Here is a 12,722-nt window from a genome sequence, read left to right on the forward strand (position 1 = left end):
CCGCTTCGCGGTGGCCTTCGGCCATCCTTGACCCGGCACCTGATCGAGAAAAGATTTCGCCATTATCGGGGCGGCGGCGAGGGTGTGGCGCGGGGTTCAAGTTGCTTGTTCACGGACTGCGTAAATTGGTTCTGACCAGCAAAAACAGGTAGCACAACGGTGTTGTTTCGCATATAATCAGGTGTATGAACGAGACCGTTGATGAGCTCCTCACCGGGCCGCCCCTGGGCGCGTCCGAGGGTGAGCTGGTCGACTGGATCACTCGGCTCGAAGAGATCAAGTGCACAGCTGAGGCTGTCCAGGCAGAAGCAGCCGTACGCCTCGAGGAAGCCACCCGGGCCCGGCAGGCCGAGGCTGGGGTTCCTGCCCGGAAGCTTGGCGAGGGCGTCGCGTCCCAGGTGGCGTTGGCGCGGCGGGTCTCGCCCGTCAAGGGCGCCAAACTGCTCGGGCTGGCGAAGATCCTGGTCGCGGAGATGCCGCACACGTTCGGGTTGATGAAGGCTGGCTTGTTCTCGCAGTGGCAGGCGGCCATCCTCGCCCGCGAGACCGCCTGCCTCTCGCTGGAGAACCGCCGCGTCATCGACTACCAGCTCTGCTCGCCCGGCTCCGACGGCGAACCGCCTGCCGTGGTGACCATGGGACTACGGCAGCTCGAGAACGCCGCCAAGAAGCTCGCCATCACCCTTGCCCAGGAGTTCGTCGTCGCCCGTGCAGTGAACGCGGAGAAGGACCGCCGGGTCAGTGTCCGGCCAGCTCCGGACACGATGACCTGGCTCGGGGCCTTGTTGCCGGTCCAGGACGGCGTCGCCGTATTCGCGGCACTGGACCAAGCCGCCAAGGCCGCGCAGGCCGCTGGGGACGATCGGACCCGTGGCCAGGTCATGGCCGACACCCTCGTCGACCGCGTCACCGGACGAAGCGCCACGGATGCGAAGCCTCGGATCGAGGTGAAGGTCGTGATGACCGCCGACTCTCTCGCCAACGACGCCGACCAGCCCGCGATGGTCGACGGCTACGGACCGGTCCCAGCTGCTTGGGCCCGCGAGGCGCTCGCCGACGCCGAGGTATTTGTCCGCCGCTTGTACACCGACCCCGCCGGGCAGCTGATCGCGATGGAGTCCCGCTCCCGCAAAGCACCCGACGGACTCGCAGAGTTCATCACCACCCGCGACGGCGGGATCTGTCGTACCAACGGCTGCGACGCCCCGATCCGCAACATCGACCACGCCGAACGCCACGCCGACGGCGGCGCCACCAGCGCTGAGAATCTCCAAGGCTTGTGTGAGCGCTGCAACCAGGCCAAGGAAGCCCTCGGCTGGCAGGCCAGACCCGGACCCGACGGCAGCATCATCACCATCACACCCACCGGGCACACCTACACCAGCCCACCACCCGACAGCTGGCGACCGGACCCACCGCCACTGTCCCGGGCCGAGTTCGTGCTGCGCAACGTACTCCTCGACCACCCGCGTGCGGCATGAACCACGCGCATCGCGCCGTTCTGGCTCCTGATCATGGATAGCGTGGGCGGCATGACCGAGATCCAGATTGTCGAGCAGTTCCTGGCCGCCCTCGAGACCGGGAACGTCGACGCGGCGTTGATGTTGTGCGCTGACGACGTCACCTACCAGAACGTGCCGCTTCCGCCGGCGCGTGGCCTGTCCGAGGTCGGGCGGCAGTTGCGGGTGATGGGGAAGTACACGACCGACTTCGAGGTCAGGATGATCAACATCGCGGCCAACGGGCCGGTGGTGCTCACCGAGCGCATCGACGTGCTGAGCCGAGGCTCGGTCTCCGCGGAGTTCTGGGTGTGCGGCACGTTCGAGGTGCGCGACGGCCAGATCGTACTGTGGCGCGACTACTTCGACTGGACGACGTTCATCGCGGCAGGCGTCAAGGGTGTCGGCCGGGCGGCGTTCGGGGCGATTCGGAAGGCCGTCGGCCGCTGACCGTTGTGCGCAACGCACGAGACACATCGTGCGCTGTTCTTGTGACGCCAGTCACAACGAGCCTTACTCTCGGGACATGTCCCGTGCGTCAGCCGCTCTCCTCGCCCTGCTCCTGACCGCCTCCGCCCTGGTCGCCTCGGCCGGGCCGGCGCTCGCCGACCGGAAACCACCCGGTGACCAGCCGCTGCCCGGTTACACGATCAGCAACCCGCCGGTGGCGCCGATCACGGTCGACGGGCAGGCGACGAAGGTGCGCCAAGGGGTGCACAAGCACGCGGCGTACGTCCTGGAAGTGCCGAAGAACTGGAACGGCGAGCTGGTGATGTGGGCTCACGGCTACCGCGGGCTCGGCTACACCCTGACGCCCGAGACCCCGGGGTTCGGACTGCGGCGTACGTTCCTCGAGCAGGGCTACGCCTGGGCGGCGTCGAGCTACTCGACCAACGGCTACGACGCAGGGTCGGGGGTGCGCTCGACGCGGGACCTGGCGGCGTACGCCTCCTCAGATCTCCTGCCGCGCCGGGCTAGTCGCACGTATGTGACCGGGGTGTCGATGGGTGGGCACGTGGTCGGGCGCTCGCTGGAGCAGTACCCGGGCTACTACGACGGCGCCCTGCCGATGTGCGGGCAGCTGGGTGACGTGGAGCTGTTCGACTTCTTCGTCGACTACAACCTGGGCGCGCAGGCGCTGGCCGGGCACGACGCCTACCCCTACACCGGGGACTACCAGAGCGTCGACGTCCCGATCATCAAGGAGCGCCTCGGGCTCGACGGCACCCTGACGGCGGAGGGCGAGCAGCTGCGCGCGATGACGGTCGAGCGCAGCGGCGGGCCGCGCCCGGGGGCGGAGGCCGCCTTCCGGCAGTGGAAGGACTTCCTCTTCAGCCTGCCGTCGGTCGACGACGGCGGCACGCTGGGCTTCAACATCGGCCGGGTCGCGACCAACCGCAACACCGTCTACACGCCGACCTCACCGGTCGACCTCAACACTGAGATCGAGCGGATCGACCCGATCGACCGCGCCGGACGCAAGAGCCACCGGCTCAACGCGCCGGCAGTCATCTCCGGCCGCCCGACCGCGCCGGTGGTGAGCCTGCACAACCTCGGCGACATGTTCGTGCCGTTCTCCCTCGAGCAGATCTACGCGCGTGAGGTGGCCCGCCACCACCGCAGCGGTCTGGTCGTGCAGCGGGCGATCCGCTCGTCCGGTCACTGCGAGTTCAGCCCGGCGGAGGCCGCGGCCGCCTGGGGCGACCTCGTCGACTGGGTCGAGAACGGCGACCGCCCGGCCGGCGACGACGTGCTCGACCGGGCCGCCGTCGCCGCGCCCGACTACGGGTGCGCGTTCACCGACTCCGCCGCGTACGGGACGGGCTCGAGGGGCCTCTACGCGCGCTGCCCCTGACGGAGCTCAGCGGACGACGTCGTAGACGAGCTTGGTGATGCCGTTCGCGTAAGTCTCCGACTCGATCAGCTTCAGCATCTGCTTGTCCTTGTCGGTCTCGCTCCACATCCGCTTGCCGGCGCCGAGGACGACCGGGAAGACGAGCAGGTGGTAGCGGTCGATCAGGCCGGCGTCGGAGAGGTTGCGGGCGAGCTCGGCGCTGCCGGCGATCAGGATCGGGCCGCCTTCGCCCTGCTTGAGCTGCTCGACCTCGTCCAGCGACCTCAGGATGACCTGCGGCCCCCAGTCGTCGACCAGGCCGTCGTCGCCGAGCGATGTCGAGACGACGTACTTCGGGATCTTCTTGACCACCGTGAAGTCCTCGATGTCGGGCCAGATCGGCGCGAAGGCCTCGTAGCTGCGGCGGCCGAACATCATCGCGCCGGCCTCCTCCATCTCGGTGCCCTTGATCTCGTAGGCCTCGGGGAGGAACTCGAGGTCCTGGAAGGTCCAGCCGCCGCTGCGGTGCTGCTCGGAGTCGGAACCGCCGCCGGGGGAGTCGACGACGCCGTCGAGGGACACGAACGCGGAGTAGATGAGTGTGCGCATGAGCCGATCCTGCCGCGCCGGGGCGTACGGCGCCAGGAGTTTCCGGGCGCTACCGTGAATGTCATGACGGCCCGACGACGTGCTCAGGAGTTCTGCGAGGCGTACGGCCTCTCGATGCCGATCCTTCAGGCGCCGATGGCGGGTGCCTGCCCGCCCGGGGCGGCCGCGGCAGTCGCCGACGCGGGTGGCATGGGCGCGGCGGGCGTGGTGCTCGACGGGCCGGAGCGGATCTCGCAGTGGGCGGCAGAGTTCCGGTCGATGTCGGCGGGGCCGTTCCAGCTGAACATCTGGATCCCCGACCCTGTGGTCGAGGATCCCGCCGGGATCTCGGCCGCGGAGGAGTTCCTGCGCGGGTTCGGTACGCCTGCGCCCGAACAGCCTCCCGCGCCCTCGTTCGAGGAGCAGTGCGAGGCGATGCTCGCCGCCCGGCCGCGAGTCGTCTCCTCGATCATGGGGCTCTTCTCGCCGGACTTCGTCGAGCGCCTGCATACGGCCGGGATCGCCTGGTTCGCGTGCGCGACGACCCTGGCCGAGGCGCGCGCCGCGGAGGCGGCCGGTGCCGACGCCATCGTCGCCCAGGGGCTCGAGGCCGGCGGGCACCGAGGAGTCTTCGAGGCGGAGACGGCGGAGCGTACGGCGGTGGGGCTGTTCGCCTTGCTGCCGCACATCGTCGACGGGGTGGACCTGCCCGTCGTCGCCACCGGCGGGATCGCCGATGGGCGTGCGGTCGCCGCGGCGCTGACGCTCGGCGCGAGCGCAGTGCAGGTCGGCACCGCGCTGCTGCGATCGCCGGAGACCGGGATCGCCGATGCGTGGGCGGCCTCGCTGGACGGTCTCGAGCCGGAGGACACGGTCGCCACCCGGGCCTACTCCGGCCGTCTCGGTCGCGCCGCCCCAACTCCCTATGTGCGCTCCTGGGAGGCCGCGGACGCACCGTCGCCCGCGCCCTATCCGCACCAGCGTGCTCTGGTCGCCCGATGGCGGAAGGGGACGCCCGATCCCGGCGCCGAGGTGGCTCTGGACCGCGCCAACCACTGGGCCGGCCAGGCCGCCGCGCGCGCCGTCGCGGAGCCGGCGGCCGACGTGGTGACCCGGATGTGGAGCGAGGCGCGTACGCACCTCCCGGACGTGGGCTGGGGCGACGGTGTAGAACGGAGAGCATGAGCGCACCCTGGTTCCAGCGACTGCTCGCGGACGGCTTCGGCCGCACCGCGGAGGCCCTGCCCACGATCGTCGACGGGCTGTCCGTCGACGACCTGCTGTGGCGTCCGTACGACGGGGCGAACTCGATCGCCTGGACCCTGTGGCACACCGCCCGGATGGAGGACGCCCAGATCGCGCCGCTCGCCGGCGCCGACGAGGTGTGGCTGCGCGAGGGCTGGGCGGAGCGGTTCGCGCTGCCCTACGCGCCCGGCGCGATGGGCTACGGACAGAGCGCCGAGGAGGTCGCGGCCTTCCGGCTGGAGGACCCGAAGCTGCTGACCGGCTACTACCAGGCCGTCCACACGGCCACGATCGAGCTGGTCGAGAGCCTGAGCGAGGACGACCTCGCCCGCGTCGTCGACGAGAGCTGGGATCCGCCGGTGACCGTGGCGGTGAGGCTGGTCAGCATCGTCGACGACGCCGCCCAGCACATCGGCCAGGCGGCGTACGTCAAGGGGCTGCTGGGTCTGCGCTGAGTCAGCGCCAGGGTGAGAGCCAGAGCCAGAGTCAGAGCACGGCGGCGATGGCCTCGTCGACCGTGGCCTCGCCGGAGACCAGCTCCCACTGCTTGCCGACGGTTGCCTCGTCGTCGATGACGGCGGCGATGACCGCGGCCACGTCGGCGCGCGGGATGGTGTCGCGGTCGAGCATCGGAGCCAGCTTCACCCGCCCGGTCGCCGGGTCGTCGGTGAGGCCGCCGGGCCGCAGGATGGTCCAGTCGAGGTCGCTGTCGCGCAGGGCGACGTCGGCGTCGCGCTTGGCCTCGACGTAGGCCTTCCACACCTCTCCGGCGTCGGCCGGCACCGGGTCGTCGACGCTGATCGCCGAGACCTGCACGAAGCGCCGGATGCCGGCTGCCTTCGCCCCCGCGATCGACTTGGTCGAGCCCTCCAGATCGACGGTGCGCTTGCGTTCTATGTTGCCGTCGGGGCCGCCGCCAGCGGCGAAGACCACGGCGTCGCAGCCGGCGAACGCGGCAGCGAACCCGTCGGCGTCCTGGTTCTCGATGTCGAGCAGGCCGACCTCGGCCCCGAGCGCCTCGAGCTCGGCTCGGTAGTCCTCGCTGCGTACGAGCGCGACCGGGGTGTGGCCCGCGGAGTCGAGGATCGGATGAAGGTGCAGGGCGACCTTGCCGTGGCCGCCGACGATGGCGATGCGCATGCCTCCACGATAGGCACATCCACCACTGACAATTGTCACGGTCGGCTCCGGACAATCAGATCTGACGCGCGAGTGCCTCGCGGCGAGAGTCTGGAGACACCACCCACCGTGGGTGGTGGAGACGGAGAAAGACATGACGACCATGACGAACGAGACCGCCCAGCGAAGCCAGGTCAGCTGGGGGCGCATCGTGACAGTGGCGGCGATCGCGGCCGCGGCGGCAGCAGCCGTCTGGCTGCTGTGGACCCAGGTCGGAGGCGTGGACCTCGAGGCGAAGTCTGGGGCAGACATACAGCAGATCGGGATCGGGTCGGTGATCGTCAGCAGCCTGGTGGTCGCGATGGTCGGCGGGGCGCTGCTGTGGTGGTGGCAGCGCCGCTCCGAGCGGGGCACCAGGTGGTGGACGATGCTTGCGGTGGGGATCGCGGTGATCTCCCTGATCACGCCGATCAGCGCGCTCACCGTGGCTGCCGGCCTGGGTCTCGTGAGCCTGCACGTCGTCGTGGCCATCGTCGTCATCGTCGGCCTGCGGCGCCGGTAAGGTGATGAGCGTGTCAGGCGTGTGGTGTCACCTCCAGCGCTATGGCGTGGTGCTGGTGTGGCTTCCGGTGCTGCTGCTCTTCCCACTGCTCAACCTCTCCGGCGACGCCGTGTCGGCCATCGGCCAGGTGGCTCTGGTGCTGGCCCTCGCCGTGGCCGCGGTCGCTCTCGTCCTCACCGGTCGGGTCGCCGTGCTGCTGCCCGCGCTCGTCGTCCTGATCGTTCTCGCCGCGATGCAGGGGGAGGGGTGGCAGACGGTCTGGGGAGTGCTGGCCATCGTCTCTCCGGCAGCTCTGCGCGGCTGGCGTCTGGCGCTGTCCATCGCCGTCGCCACGGTCGGGGCCGCGGTCTCGATCGCGTTGATCGACGGCTTCGGTGACATCTACCTGCTCAGCGTCGGTGGCACGCTCCTCAGCGGGATCACGACCACCGCGTTCCTGCGCCTCATCGAGGCCGTCGAGCAGCTGCGCCGCACCCGGGAGGAGCTGGCCCGGGCGGCCGTGGCCGAGGAGCGTGCCCGGATGTCGCGAGATCTGCACGACCTGCTCGGCCACACGTTGAGCGTGATGGTCGTCAAGGCCGAGGCCGTACGCCGCCTGGCGGCTCGAGACCCCGAGGCCGCCGCCGCGCACGCCGCCGACATCGAGGACGTCGGGCGTGCCGCCCTGGCCGACGTGCGGACCGCCGTCGACCAGATGAAGACGCTCTCGTTGACCGAGGAGCTCGACGGCGCGCGTCGTGCGCTCGACGCCGCCGGGATCCGCACAACGGTGATCGCCGCCTCGTCCGACATGCCAGACATAGCCGGTCAGGCGCTCGCCTGGGTCGTGCGTGAGGGCGCCACGAACGTACTTCGCCACTCCGGGGCGTCCAGCTGCCGCTTCGAGCTCACCGAGGATGCCGGAGGGTTCCGCCTCGCGGTGGTCGACGACGGCGTCGGTGGCCTGGTCGGCACGGCCGGCCTCGGGGACGGGGCCGACGAGAGGTCCGGCGGCCTGGAGGGCCTGAGGCAGCGGTTGCGTGCCGTCGACGGTCGCCTCGACGTACGTCCTGGGGGCGACGGGTTCCGCCTCGAGGCGCGGGTGCCGGCATCATGATCCGCATCCTGCTCGCCGAGGACCAGGCGATGATGCGCGGCGCGCTCGCCGTGCTGCTCGGGCTCGAGGACGACCTCGAGGTCGTCGCCCAGGTCGGCACCGGCACCGAGATCGTGCCGACGGCGCTCGAGGTTCGTCCCGACGTGGCCCTGCTCGACATCGAGCTGCCCGGCATCAGTGGGCTCGAGGCGGCGCGCGAGCTGACCGAGCTGGTCCCGGAGTGCCGGGTGATGATCCTGACGACGCTCTCCCGGCCCGGCTACGTGCGCGAGGCGATGGCCGCGGGCGCGGTCGGGTTCCTGGTCAAGGACGGGCCGGTCGAGGAGCTGGCCGACGCGATCCGCCGGGTGCTGCGCGGTGAGACCGTTCTCGACCCGGACCTGGCCGCCGCGACGCTCCGCGCCGTCGCGAACCCGCTGACCGCCCGCGAGCGCGACGTGCTCGCGGCCTCCGAGGACGGGTCGAGCATCGCCGACATCGCCGGCCGGCTCTTCCTCTCCCCGAGCACGGTGCGCAACTATCTCTCGGCCGCGATCGGCAAGACCGGCACCCGCAACAAGACCGAGGCGGCTCTCACCGCCCGACGCAACGGCTGGCTGGCCTGAGTATCGGGCCTCGGCCGGCGCCGTACGCACGACTTCGCAACGTTATCGATCGGTGATCGGCTCAGCAGCGAAGTCAGGGGCCGTTCGAGGCATGCTATCCCTCATGCGACTTACCGAGCACGAGCTCACCGTGGCCCTGACGGGGGTGGCGAAGACGGTGCTGGCGTCCAGCAGGCGCGGACGCAAGCGTGGAGCGGACATCGACCAGACCTGGGACGAGATGGACCGCTTCAAGCGCTTCAAGCTGCTGGACGGTATCGGCACCCAGATCTTCCCTGTGCTCACCGACCTCCCCGACGTCGACGTGCCGGTCGGCGGTCGCCCGACCTTCCCCGAGCAGGAGATCCGCGAGTCCGTCGAGCGGCAGCTCGGCGACGACATCGGCCGCCTCCGCCGAGCCGTCGTGGTCAAGACCCGCGTCACGCTGGTCCAGACCGCCCTCGCCCACGTCCCGCCCCGCGCCGAGGGTGACCTGCGCCAGGACGGCTGAGCGGCCGGGACCCTCATCCCTGACCACCCACAGGAAGCAGTCCTACTGCCGTCAGGATCGTGGGAACGACGATGAGGACACCGCCCAACACGATCGGCGCCCCGAAAGCGCCCAGCAACATCTCACGCTTACCGAGATCGGCCCGGTGAGCAAAGGAGAATGCCAGGACGCCGAACCCGGCTGCGGCAACGATGAACAGAAGGACGTACGCGACGGACGAGGCCGTGATCCGGTCCGCCTCGCCCGACAGTCCGGTCATCATCAGCGCGGCCTGCAGGAGACTGCCGAGCACGTAGACGGTGGTCGTCGCGAACCCGGCCCAGAGCAAGGTTCCCACCGTCCTCGGCGTCAGGAGCCATGGCCGGCGCGCGATGGCCAACAGCGCCACCGTGGCTCCGACCACCTTGATCGCGGCCACGATCCAGTTGACGACCGAGAGTCCCGATGCGTGGTCGGCATACTCCCCGGTGCCGAAGTGGTCGGTGACCTCGAACCAGATGCTGATCGCAGCGAACCCGGCGCACCACACAGCCATGATCAGACCGACGACGGTCACGCCCCTTGTGGGCGGAGCGAAGGCCGGAGATCTGTCGAGCGAAGTAGTAGATGACATGAGCTCAGGGCCCCTCGACGCGGAAGTTGCCCGCAGTGGTCGGGAAGAACGGTGCGGTGCTGGTGCACGGCCGGGTGTCCTGGAACCCCATGACGTACCAGCTCCAGCCGAGGTGGTCGCGGCGTCCGTGGTCGGCAACCGTGATGCCGACCTCGTGCCCGAGCTCTTCGCCGGGGAGTCCGGGTGCGCCGCCTCTGGTGATCTTGCCTGTGATCACGGCGACATCGTCGCCGGCCATGAGGCAGTCCACTGTGGCAGTGAAGTCAGCCAGGACAGTCCCGTCCGGGCGGACGTGGGTGACGTCGATCGACCCCTGCGCGGCCCACGGGGTGTCGGCGTCCGCGGTGGCGTGTACACGGAAACCGACGGTGTCGCCCTTGTAGTTGGGGAGCTGAAGGGTGCCTCCACCTGCCCCGTCCACGGCGATCTGATCGGCGGAGGGCGGGGATTCCGCTGGGGCGGCGACGGCTCCGGCGCCAGCGGCGAGCACAACGGCCGCCCCGATGCTGGTGCAGACCAGCAACGGTGCCGGCGTCCTCAGGTTGTTCTGCATGAGACTTCTCTCGGTCGACTTCGTGGACGAGACACGAGTCTTTCGTCCGCGTCGGGCGCCGTCGTCAACCTCTGGGATGAAGGCCGTCCCCCTCAAGTCGCGCCCTGGCGCTGGGCGCCGAGTGCCGCCCCTACGATGGGTCGGTGAGCTTGCAACGCGGCCGGTCATCGTCTGGTGACAGCGGCCGTGAGAAACCCTGGTTGGTGGACCTTCTGCTCGCGGCAGCTCTGGCTGTGGTGTTGCTGCCGGTGTCGGCCTCCACAGTGTGGGACAGCACCTGGCCTCTCGCGGGCCGGGTCGCGGTCGTCGCCGCCGTCGGCCTCGCCCATGCGACGGTCGCGGTGCGACGGGTGCGCCCGCGAGTGGCGTACATCCTGGTCTGCGCGGTGATGTCGGTGCTGGTCGCGCTGCCTGAGATGACCAGACGTACCGACGGGTTCTCATTCCACCCGATCCTGCTACCGAGCACACTGCTGTTTCCGGTGCTGCTGTATGCGGTCGCCGCGTGGTGCTCTCCACGAGAGTCGCTGCTGGCGCTGGGCGTCGCCGGCGTCGGTGCCGGGGCGGTGACCTGGCGGCTGTGGGGCGCCGACTACCTGACGGTCGCCCAGCCCGGCCTTGCCAGCAGCGAGGACCCGGTTCGGAGCTGGCAGCTGTTCCTGGTCCTCGGAGTGGTCGCGACCATCGCGGTTCCGTGGGGCCTGGGCAGATATCGGCGACTGCGAGCACAGTATGTGCTGGCGTTGGAGGAGCGAGCCCGGCGCGAGGAAGAGCACAGAGCCGAGAGCGCTGCGGCAGCGGCAGCACAGGAGCGCGTCAGGATCGCCCGTGAGATGCACGACGTGGTGGCCCACTCGCTGTCGGTGATGGTCACTCAGGCAGAGGGCGGCCGGATGATGGCCGCTCGGGACCCGTCGGCCGGCGCACGGGTGCTGGAGACGGTGGCCCGAACCGGGCAGGAGGCGATGCAGGACATGCGCAGTCTGCTCGACGCGCTTCACGACCCGCACGCTGCTCGGGATGATCCCGCACCGCAGCCAAGCCTTCGTGTGCTCCCGGAGCTGATCGAGAGGGTCCGAGCCTCCGGACTTGCCGTGGCCTATGCCGAGCACGGCACCGCGAGCCCGCTCGGATCGGCGGGCGAGCTGGCCGCCTATCGGGTTGTGCAAGAAGCGCTCACCAACGTGCTCAAGCATTCCGGCACTGATGCGGACGCCACCGTGGCGCTGCGCTGGACGCCGGACCAACTGGCGATCTCGGTGAGCAACCGAGCTGGGCAGGTGGTGGCGACCGCCCCTCGTAGCGGCCGGGGACTGGTCGGGATGGCAGAACGGCTCGCCCTGCTCGACGGAACGCTGCATGTCGGACCCGCCGGCGAGGACGGGTTCGAGCTGGTCGCCACGATTCCGACGCTCGCTTCGACAGCTGTGGAGGAGCCCCAGTGACCGTACGTGTGGTGTTGGCCGAGGACCAGGATCTGGTCCGCGCCGGACTCGTCATGATCGTGGAGTCCCAAGACGACTTCGAGGTGGTTGGCGAGGCGGCTGACGGGGCCCAGGCGGTCGACGTGGTGGCGCGGACCAGACCCGATGTGGTCCTCATGGACGTACGGATGCCGGTGATGGACGGGATCGCCGCCACAGCGCAGATCGTGGAGCGGACGCCGTCGTCGCGAGTCATCGTCCTCACCACCTTCGACCGCGACGAACACGCCTTCGCGGCCCTGCGGGCAGGAGCCAGTGGCTTCCTGCTGAAGAGTGCCCGTGCCGAAGTCCTGGTGGAGGCCATCCGCACAGTGCATCGCGGTGATGCGGTCATCGCCCCGACCACCACTAGGCGGCTGCTGGACCAGGTCGCGCCCACCCTGCCCGGCCCCGTGCGAGAGCCTCCGGAGCTTGCCCGCCTGACCAGCCGGGAGCGCGAGGTGCTCATCGAGGTCGCCACCGGTGCGTCGAACGCCGAGATCGCCGAGCGGTTGTTCCTGTCCGAGGCCACGATCAAGACCCACGTGGGTCGTCTGCTGAGCAAGCTGGGTGCGCGCGACCGCGTCCAGGTCGTTGTCCTCGCCTACGAATGTGGGCTGGTCCGCCCCGACCGCAGACCCCGATGACCGGGCACGGCTGAGCGTGGTGCGGTGCCGGCTGGTTGGCATCGACGGCCTGCCAGATGTCCGCCAGCAGCGGCAGCTGGGTGGGGCCGTACAGCATCGCGAAGTTCATCATCCGGAACGCGACCTGGTCGAAGGGGCCGTCCGGCGTCGGGATCGGCTTCTTCTCCAGCTGCTCGGCGAGCTCGAAGAACTTCGCTCGCACCTGCGCCGGTGTCCTGCCCAGGCCGTACTCGCGGTGGTTCGCCGCGGCGAACTTCGCGAAGGCCGGGAAGGTGTCCTCGACGCCCTGCGACCACAGCCGGTCGCTCGCGCAGCCCCAGCCGTGGTGGCGCAGATCACTGCCCCTGCTGAAGACGGTGACCGCGGGAGTCGGCGACAACGGTTGGTGGTTTGGCTGCCATCGGGGAG

General features: G+C 69.9%; 16 protein-coding genes. 11 read left to right on the forward strand and 5 right to left on the reverse strand.

Going from position 1 to position 12,722, the window contains the following annotated elements:
• Window positions 1-185 precede the first annotated feature (185 nt).
• From ABZZ22_RS05310 to ABZZ22_RS05320, 3 genes are all read left to right on the forward strand, one after another.
• The gene (locus ABZZ22_RS05310; RefSeq protein WP_354927545.1) at window positions 186-1,481 is read left to right on the forward strand and encodes a DUF222 domain-containing protein; all 1,296 of its coding nucleotides are present in this window, start codon (window positions 186-188) and stop codon (window positions 1,479-1,481) included.
• A 51-nt stretch (window positions 1,482-1,532) separates the two neighbouring features.
• Window positions 1,533-1,949 carry a limonene-1,2-epoxide hydrolase family protein gene (locus tag ABZZ22_RS05315; protein ID WP_354927547.1) on the forward strand — a complete coding sequence of 139 codons (417 nt, stop codon included), beginning with the start codon at window positions 1,533-1,535 and terminating at the stop codon, window positions 1,947-1,949.
• A 76-nt stretch (window positions 1,950-2,025) separates the two neighbouring features.
• Window positions 2,026-3,354, forward strand: coding sequence for a hypothetical protein (locus tag ABZZ22_RS05320; protein ID WP_354927549.1), 1,329 nt, complete (start codon window positions 2,026-2,028; stop codon window positions 3,352-3,354).
• A gap of 6 nt (window positions 3,355-3,360) precedes the next feature.
• Here the strand turns inward: ABZZ22_RS05320 and ABZZ22_RS05325 are convergent, their stop codons facing one another.
• A complete protein-coding gene (locus tag ABZZ22_RS05325; RefSeq protein WP_354927551.1) occupies window positions 3,361-3,942 on the reverse strand; it encodes a dihydrofolate reductase family protein in 582 nt (193 codons plus the stop codon).
• Window positions 3,943-4,005: 63 nt separating this feature from the next.
• Here ABZZ22_RS05325 and ABZZ22_RS05330 point away from each other — a divergent pair, with 63 nt between their 5' ends.
• Window positions 4,006-5,106 (forward strand): nitronate monooxygenase, encoded by a 1,101-nt coding sequence (locus tag ABZZ22_RS05330; RefSeq protein WP_354927553.1) that lies wholly within the window; start codon window positions 4,006-4,008, stop codon window positions 5,104-5,106.
• On the forward strand, window positions 5,103-5,621 hold the full coding sequence (locus ABZZ22_RS05335) for a DinB family protein (protein ID WP_354927555.1): 519 nt from the start codon (window positions 5,103-5,105) through the stop codon (window positions 5,619-5,621). The genes ABZZ22_RS05330 and ABZZ22_RS05335 overlap by 4 nt, the downstream gene beginning before the upstream one ends.
• Before the next feature lie 31 nt (window positions 5,622-5,652).
• On the opposite strand, the gene ABZZ22_RS05340 is transcribed toward ABZZ22_RS05335, so the two are convergent.
• Window positions 5,653-6,306: an SDR family oxidoreductase gene (locus ABZZ22_RS05340; protein WP_354927557.1), complete on the reverse strand. Its 654-nt coding sequence runs from the start codon at window positions 6,304-6,306 to the stop codon at window positions 5,653-5,655.
• A 133-nt stretch (window positions 6,307-6,439) separates the two neighbouring features.
• Between ABZZ22_RS05340 and ABZZ22_RS05345 the strand changes: the two genes are divergently transcribed.
• The 4 genes from ABZZ22_RS05345 (at window position 6,440) to ABZZ22_RS05360 (ending at window position 9,038) form a co-directional block, all read left to right on the forward strand.
• Window positions 6,440-6,847 carry a DUF6069 family protein gene (locus tag ABZZ22_RS05345; RefSeq protein WP_354927559.1) on the forward strand — a complete coding sequence of 136 codons (408 nt, stop codon included), beginning with the start codon at window positions 6,440-6,442 and terminating at the stop codon, window positions 6,845-6,847.
• Window positions 6,848-6,857: 10 nt separating this feature from the next.
• Window positions 6,858-7,943, forward strand: coding sequence for a histidine kinase (locus tag ABZZ22_RS05350; protein ID WP_354927561.1), 1,086 nt, complete (start codon window positions 6,858-6,860; stop codon window positions 7,941-7,943).
• Window positions 7,940-8,548 carry a response regulator transcription factor gene (locus tag ABZZ22_RS05355; protein ID WP_354927563.1) on the forward strand — a complete coding sequence of 203 codons (609 nt, stop codon included), beginning with the start codon at window positions 7,940-7,942 and terminating at the stop codon, window positions 8,546-8,548. The genes ABZZ22_RS05350 and ABZZ22_RS05355 overlap by 4 nt, the downstream gene beginning before the upstream one ends.
• Window positions 8,549-8,651: 103 nt before the next feature.
• Entirely contained in the window at window positions 8,652-9,038 is a 387-nt protein-coding gene (locus tag ABZZ22_RS05360) for a hypothetical protein (protein ID WP_354927565.1), read from the forward strand.
• A 13-nt stretch (window positions 9,039-9,051) separates the two neighbouring features.
• Here ABZZ22_RS05360 and ABZZ22_RS05365 read toward each other — a convergent pair whose 3' ends face one another.
• Both ABZZ22_RS05365 and ABZZ22_RS05370 read right to left on the reverse strand, forming a co-directional pair.
• On the reverse strand, window positions 9,052-9,594 hold the full coding sequence (locus ABZZ22_RS05365) for a hypothetical protein (protein WP_354927567.1): 543 nt from the start codon (window positions 9,592-9,594) through the stop codon (window positions 9,052-9,054).
• Between the two features lie 61 nt (window positions 9,595-9,655).
• Window positions 9,656-10,204 (reverse strand): hypothetical protein, encoded by a 549-nt coding sequence (locus ABZZ22_RS05370; protein WP_354927569.1) that lies wholly within the window; start codon window positions 10,202-10,204, stop codon window positions 9,656-9,658.
• A gap of 203 nt (window positions 10,205-10,407) precedes the next feature.
• Here ABZZ22_RS05370 and ABZZ22_RS05375 point away from each other — a divergent pair, with 203 nt between their 5' ends.
• Together ABZZ22_RS05375 and ABZZ22_RS05380 are read left to right on the forward strand one after the other, a co-directional pair.
• A complete protein-coding gene (locus tag ABZZ22_RS05375) occupies window positions 10,408-11,649 on the forward strand; it encodes a histidine kinase (protein ID WP_354927571.1) in 1,242 nt (413 codons plus the stop codon).
• Window positions 11,646-12,314 carry a response regulator transcription factor gene (locus tag ABZZ22_RS05380; protein WP_354927573.1) on the forward strand — a complete coding sequence of 223 codons (669 nt, stop codon included), beginning with the start codon at window positions 11,646-11,648 and terminating at the stop codon, window positions 12,312-12,314. Before ABZZ22_RS05375 ends, ABZZ22_RS05380 begins: the two co-directional genes overlap by 4 nt.
• On the opposite strand, the gene ABZZ22_RS05385 is transcribed toward ABZZ22_RS05380, so the two are convergent.
• Window positions 12,202-12,693 carry a hypothetical protein gene (locus ABZZ22_RS05385; protein ID WP_354927575.1) on the reverse strand — a complete coding sequence of 164 codons (492 nt, stop codon included), beginning with the start codon at window positions 12,691-12,693 and terminating at the stop codon, window positions 12,202-12,204. The two genes, ABZZ22_RS05380 and ABZZ22_RS05385, sit on opposite strands and share 113 nt — an antisense overlap.
• Between the last annotated feature and the right edge of the window lie 29 nt (window positions 12,694-12,722).

It is taken from the genome of Nocardioides sp. NPDC006273, assembly GCF_040613495.1.
Taxonomy (GTDB): domain Bacteria; phylum Actinomycetota; class Actinomycetes; order Propionibacteriales; family Nocardioidaceae; genus Nocardioides.

Bases quoted from the DNA above. Each gene is read 5' to 3' on its own strand.
- ABZZ22_RS05310 (WP_354927545.1), top strand. From the start codon at position 186: ATGAACGAGACCGTTGATGAGCTCCTCACCGGGCCGCCCCTGGGCGCG.
- ABZZ22_RS05315 (WP_354927547.1), top strand. From the start codon at position 1,533: ATGACCGAGATCCAGATTGTCGAGCAGTTCCTGGCCGCCCTCGAGACC.
- ABZZ22_RS05320 (WP_354927549.1), top strand. From the start codon at position 2,026: ATGTCCCGTGCGTCAGCCGCTCTCCTCGCCCTGCTCCTGACCGCCTCC.
- ABZZ22_RS05325 (WP_354927551.1), bottom strand. From the start codon at position 3,942: ATGCGCACACTCATCTACTCCGCGTTCGTGTCCCTCGACGGCGTCGTC.
- ABZZ22_RS05330 (WP_354927553.1), top strand. From the start codon at position 4,006: ATGACGGCCCGACGACGTGCTCAGGAGTTCTGCGAGGCGTACGGCCTC.
- ABZZ22_RS05335 (WP_354927555.1), top strand. From the start codon at position 5,103: ATGAGCGCACCCTGGTTCCAGCGACTGCTCGCGGACGGCTTCGGCCGC.
- ABZZ22_RS05340 (WP_354927557.1), bottom strand. From the start codon at position 6,306: ATGCGCATCGCCATCGTCGGCGGCCACGGCAAGGTCGCCCTGCACCTT.
- ABZZ22_RS05345 (WP_354927559.1), top strand. From the start codon at position 6,440: ATGACGACCATGACGAACGAGACCGCCCAGCGAAGCCAGGTCAGCTGG.
- ABZZ22_RS05355 (WP_354927563.1), top strand. From the start codon at position 7,940: ATGATCCGCATCCTGCTCGCCGAGGACCAGGCGATGATGCGCGGCGCG.
- ABZZ22_RS05360 (WP_354927565.1), top strand. From the start codon at position 8,652: ATGCGACTTACCGAGCACGAGCTCACCGTGGCCCTGACGGGGGTGGCG.
- ABZZ22_RS05370 (WP_354927569.1), bottom strand. From the start codon at position 10,204: ATGCAGAACAACCTGAGGACGCCGGCACCGTTGCTGGTCTGCACCAGC.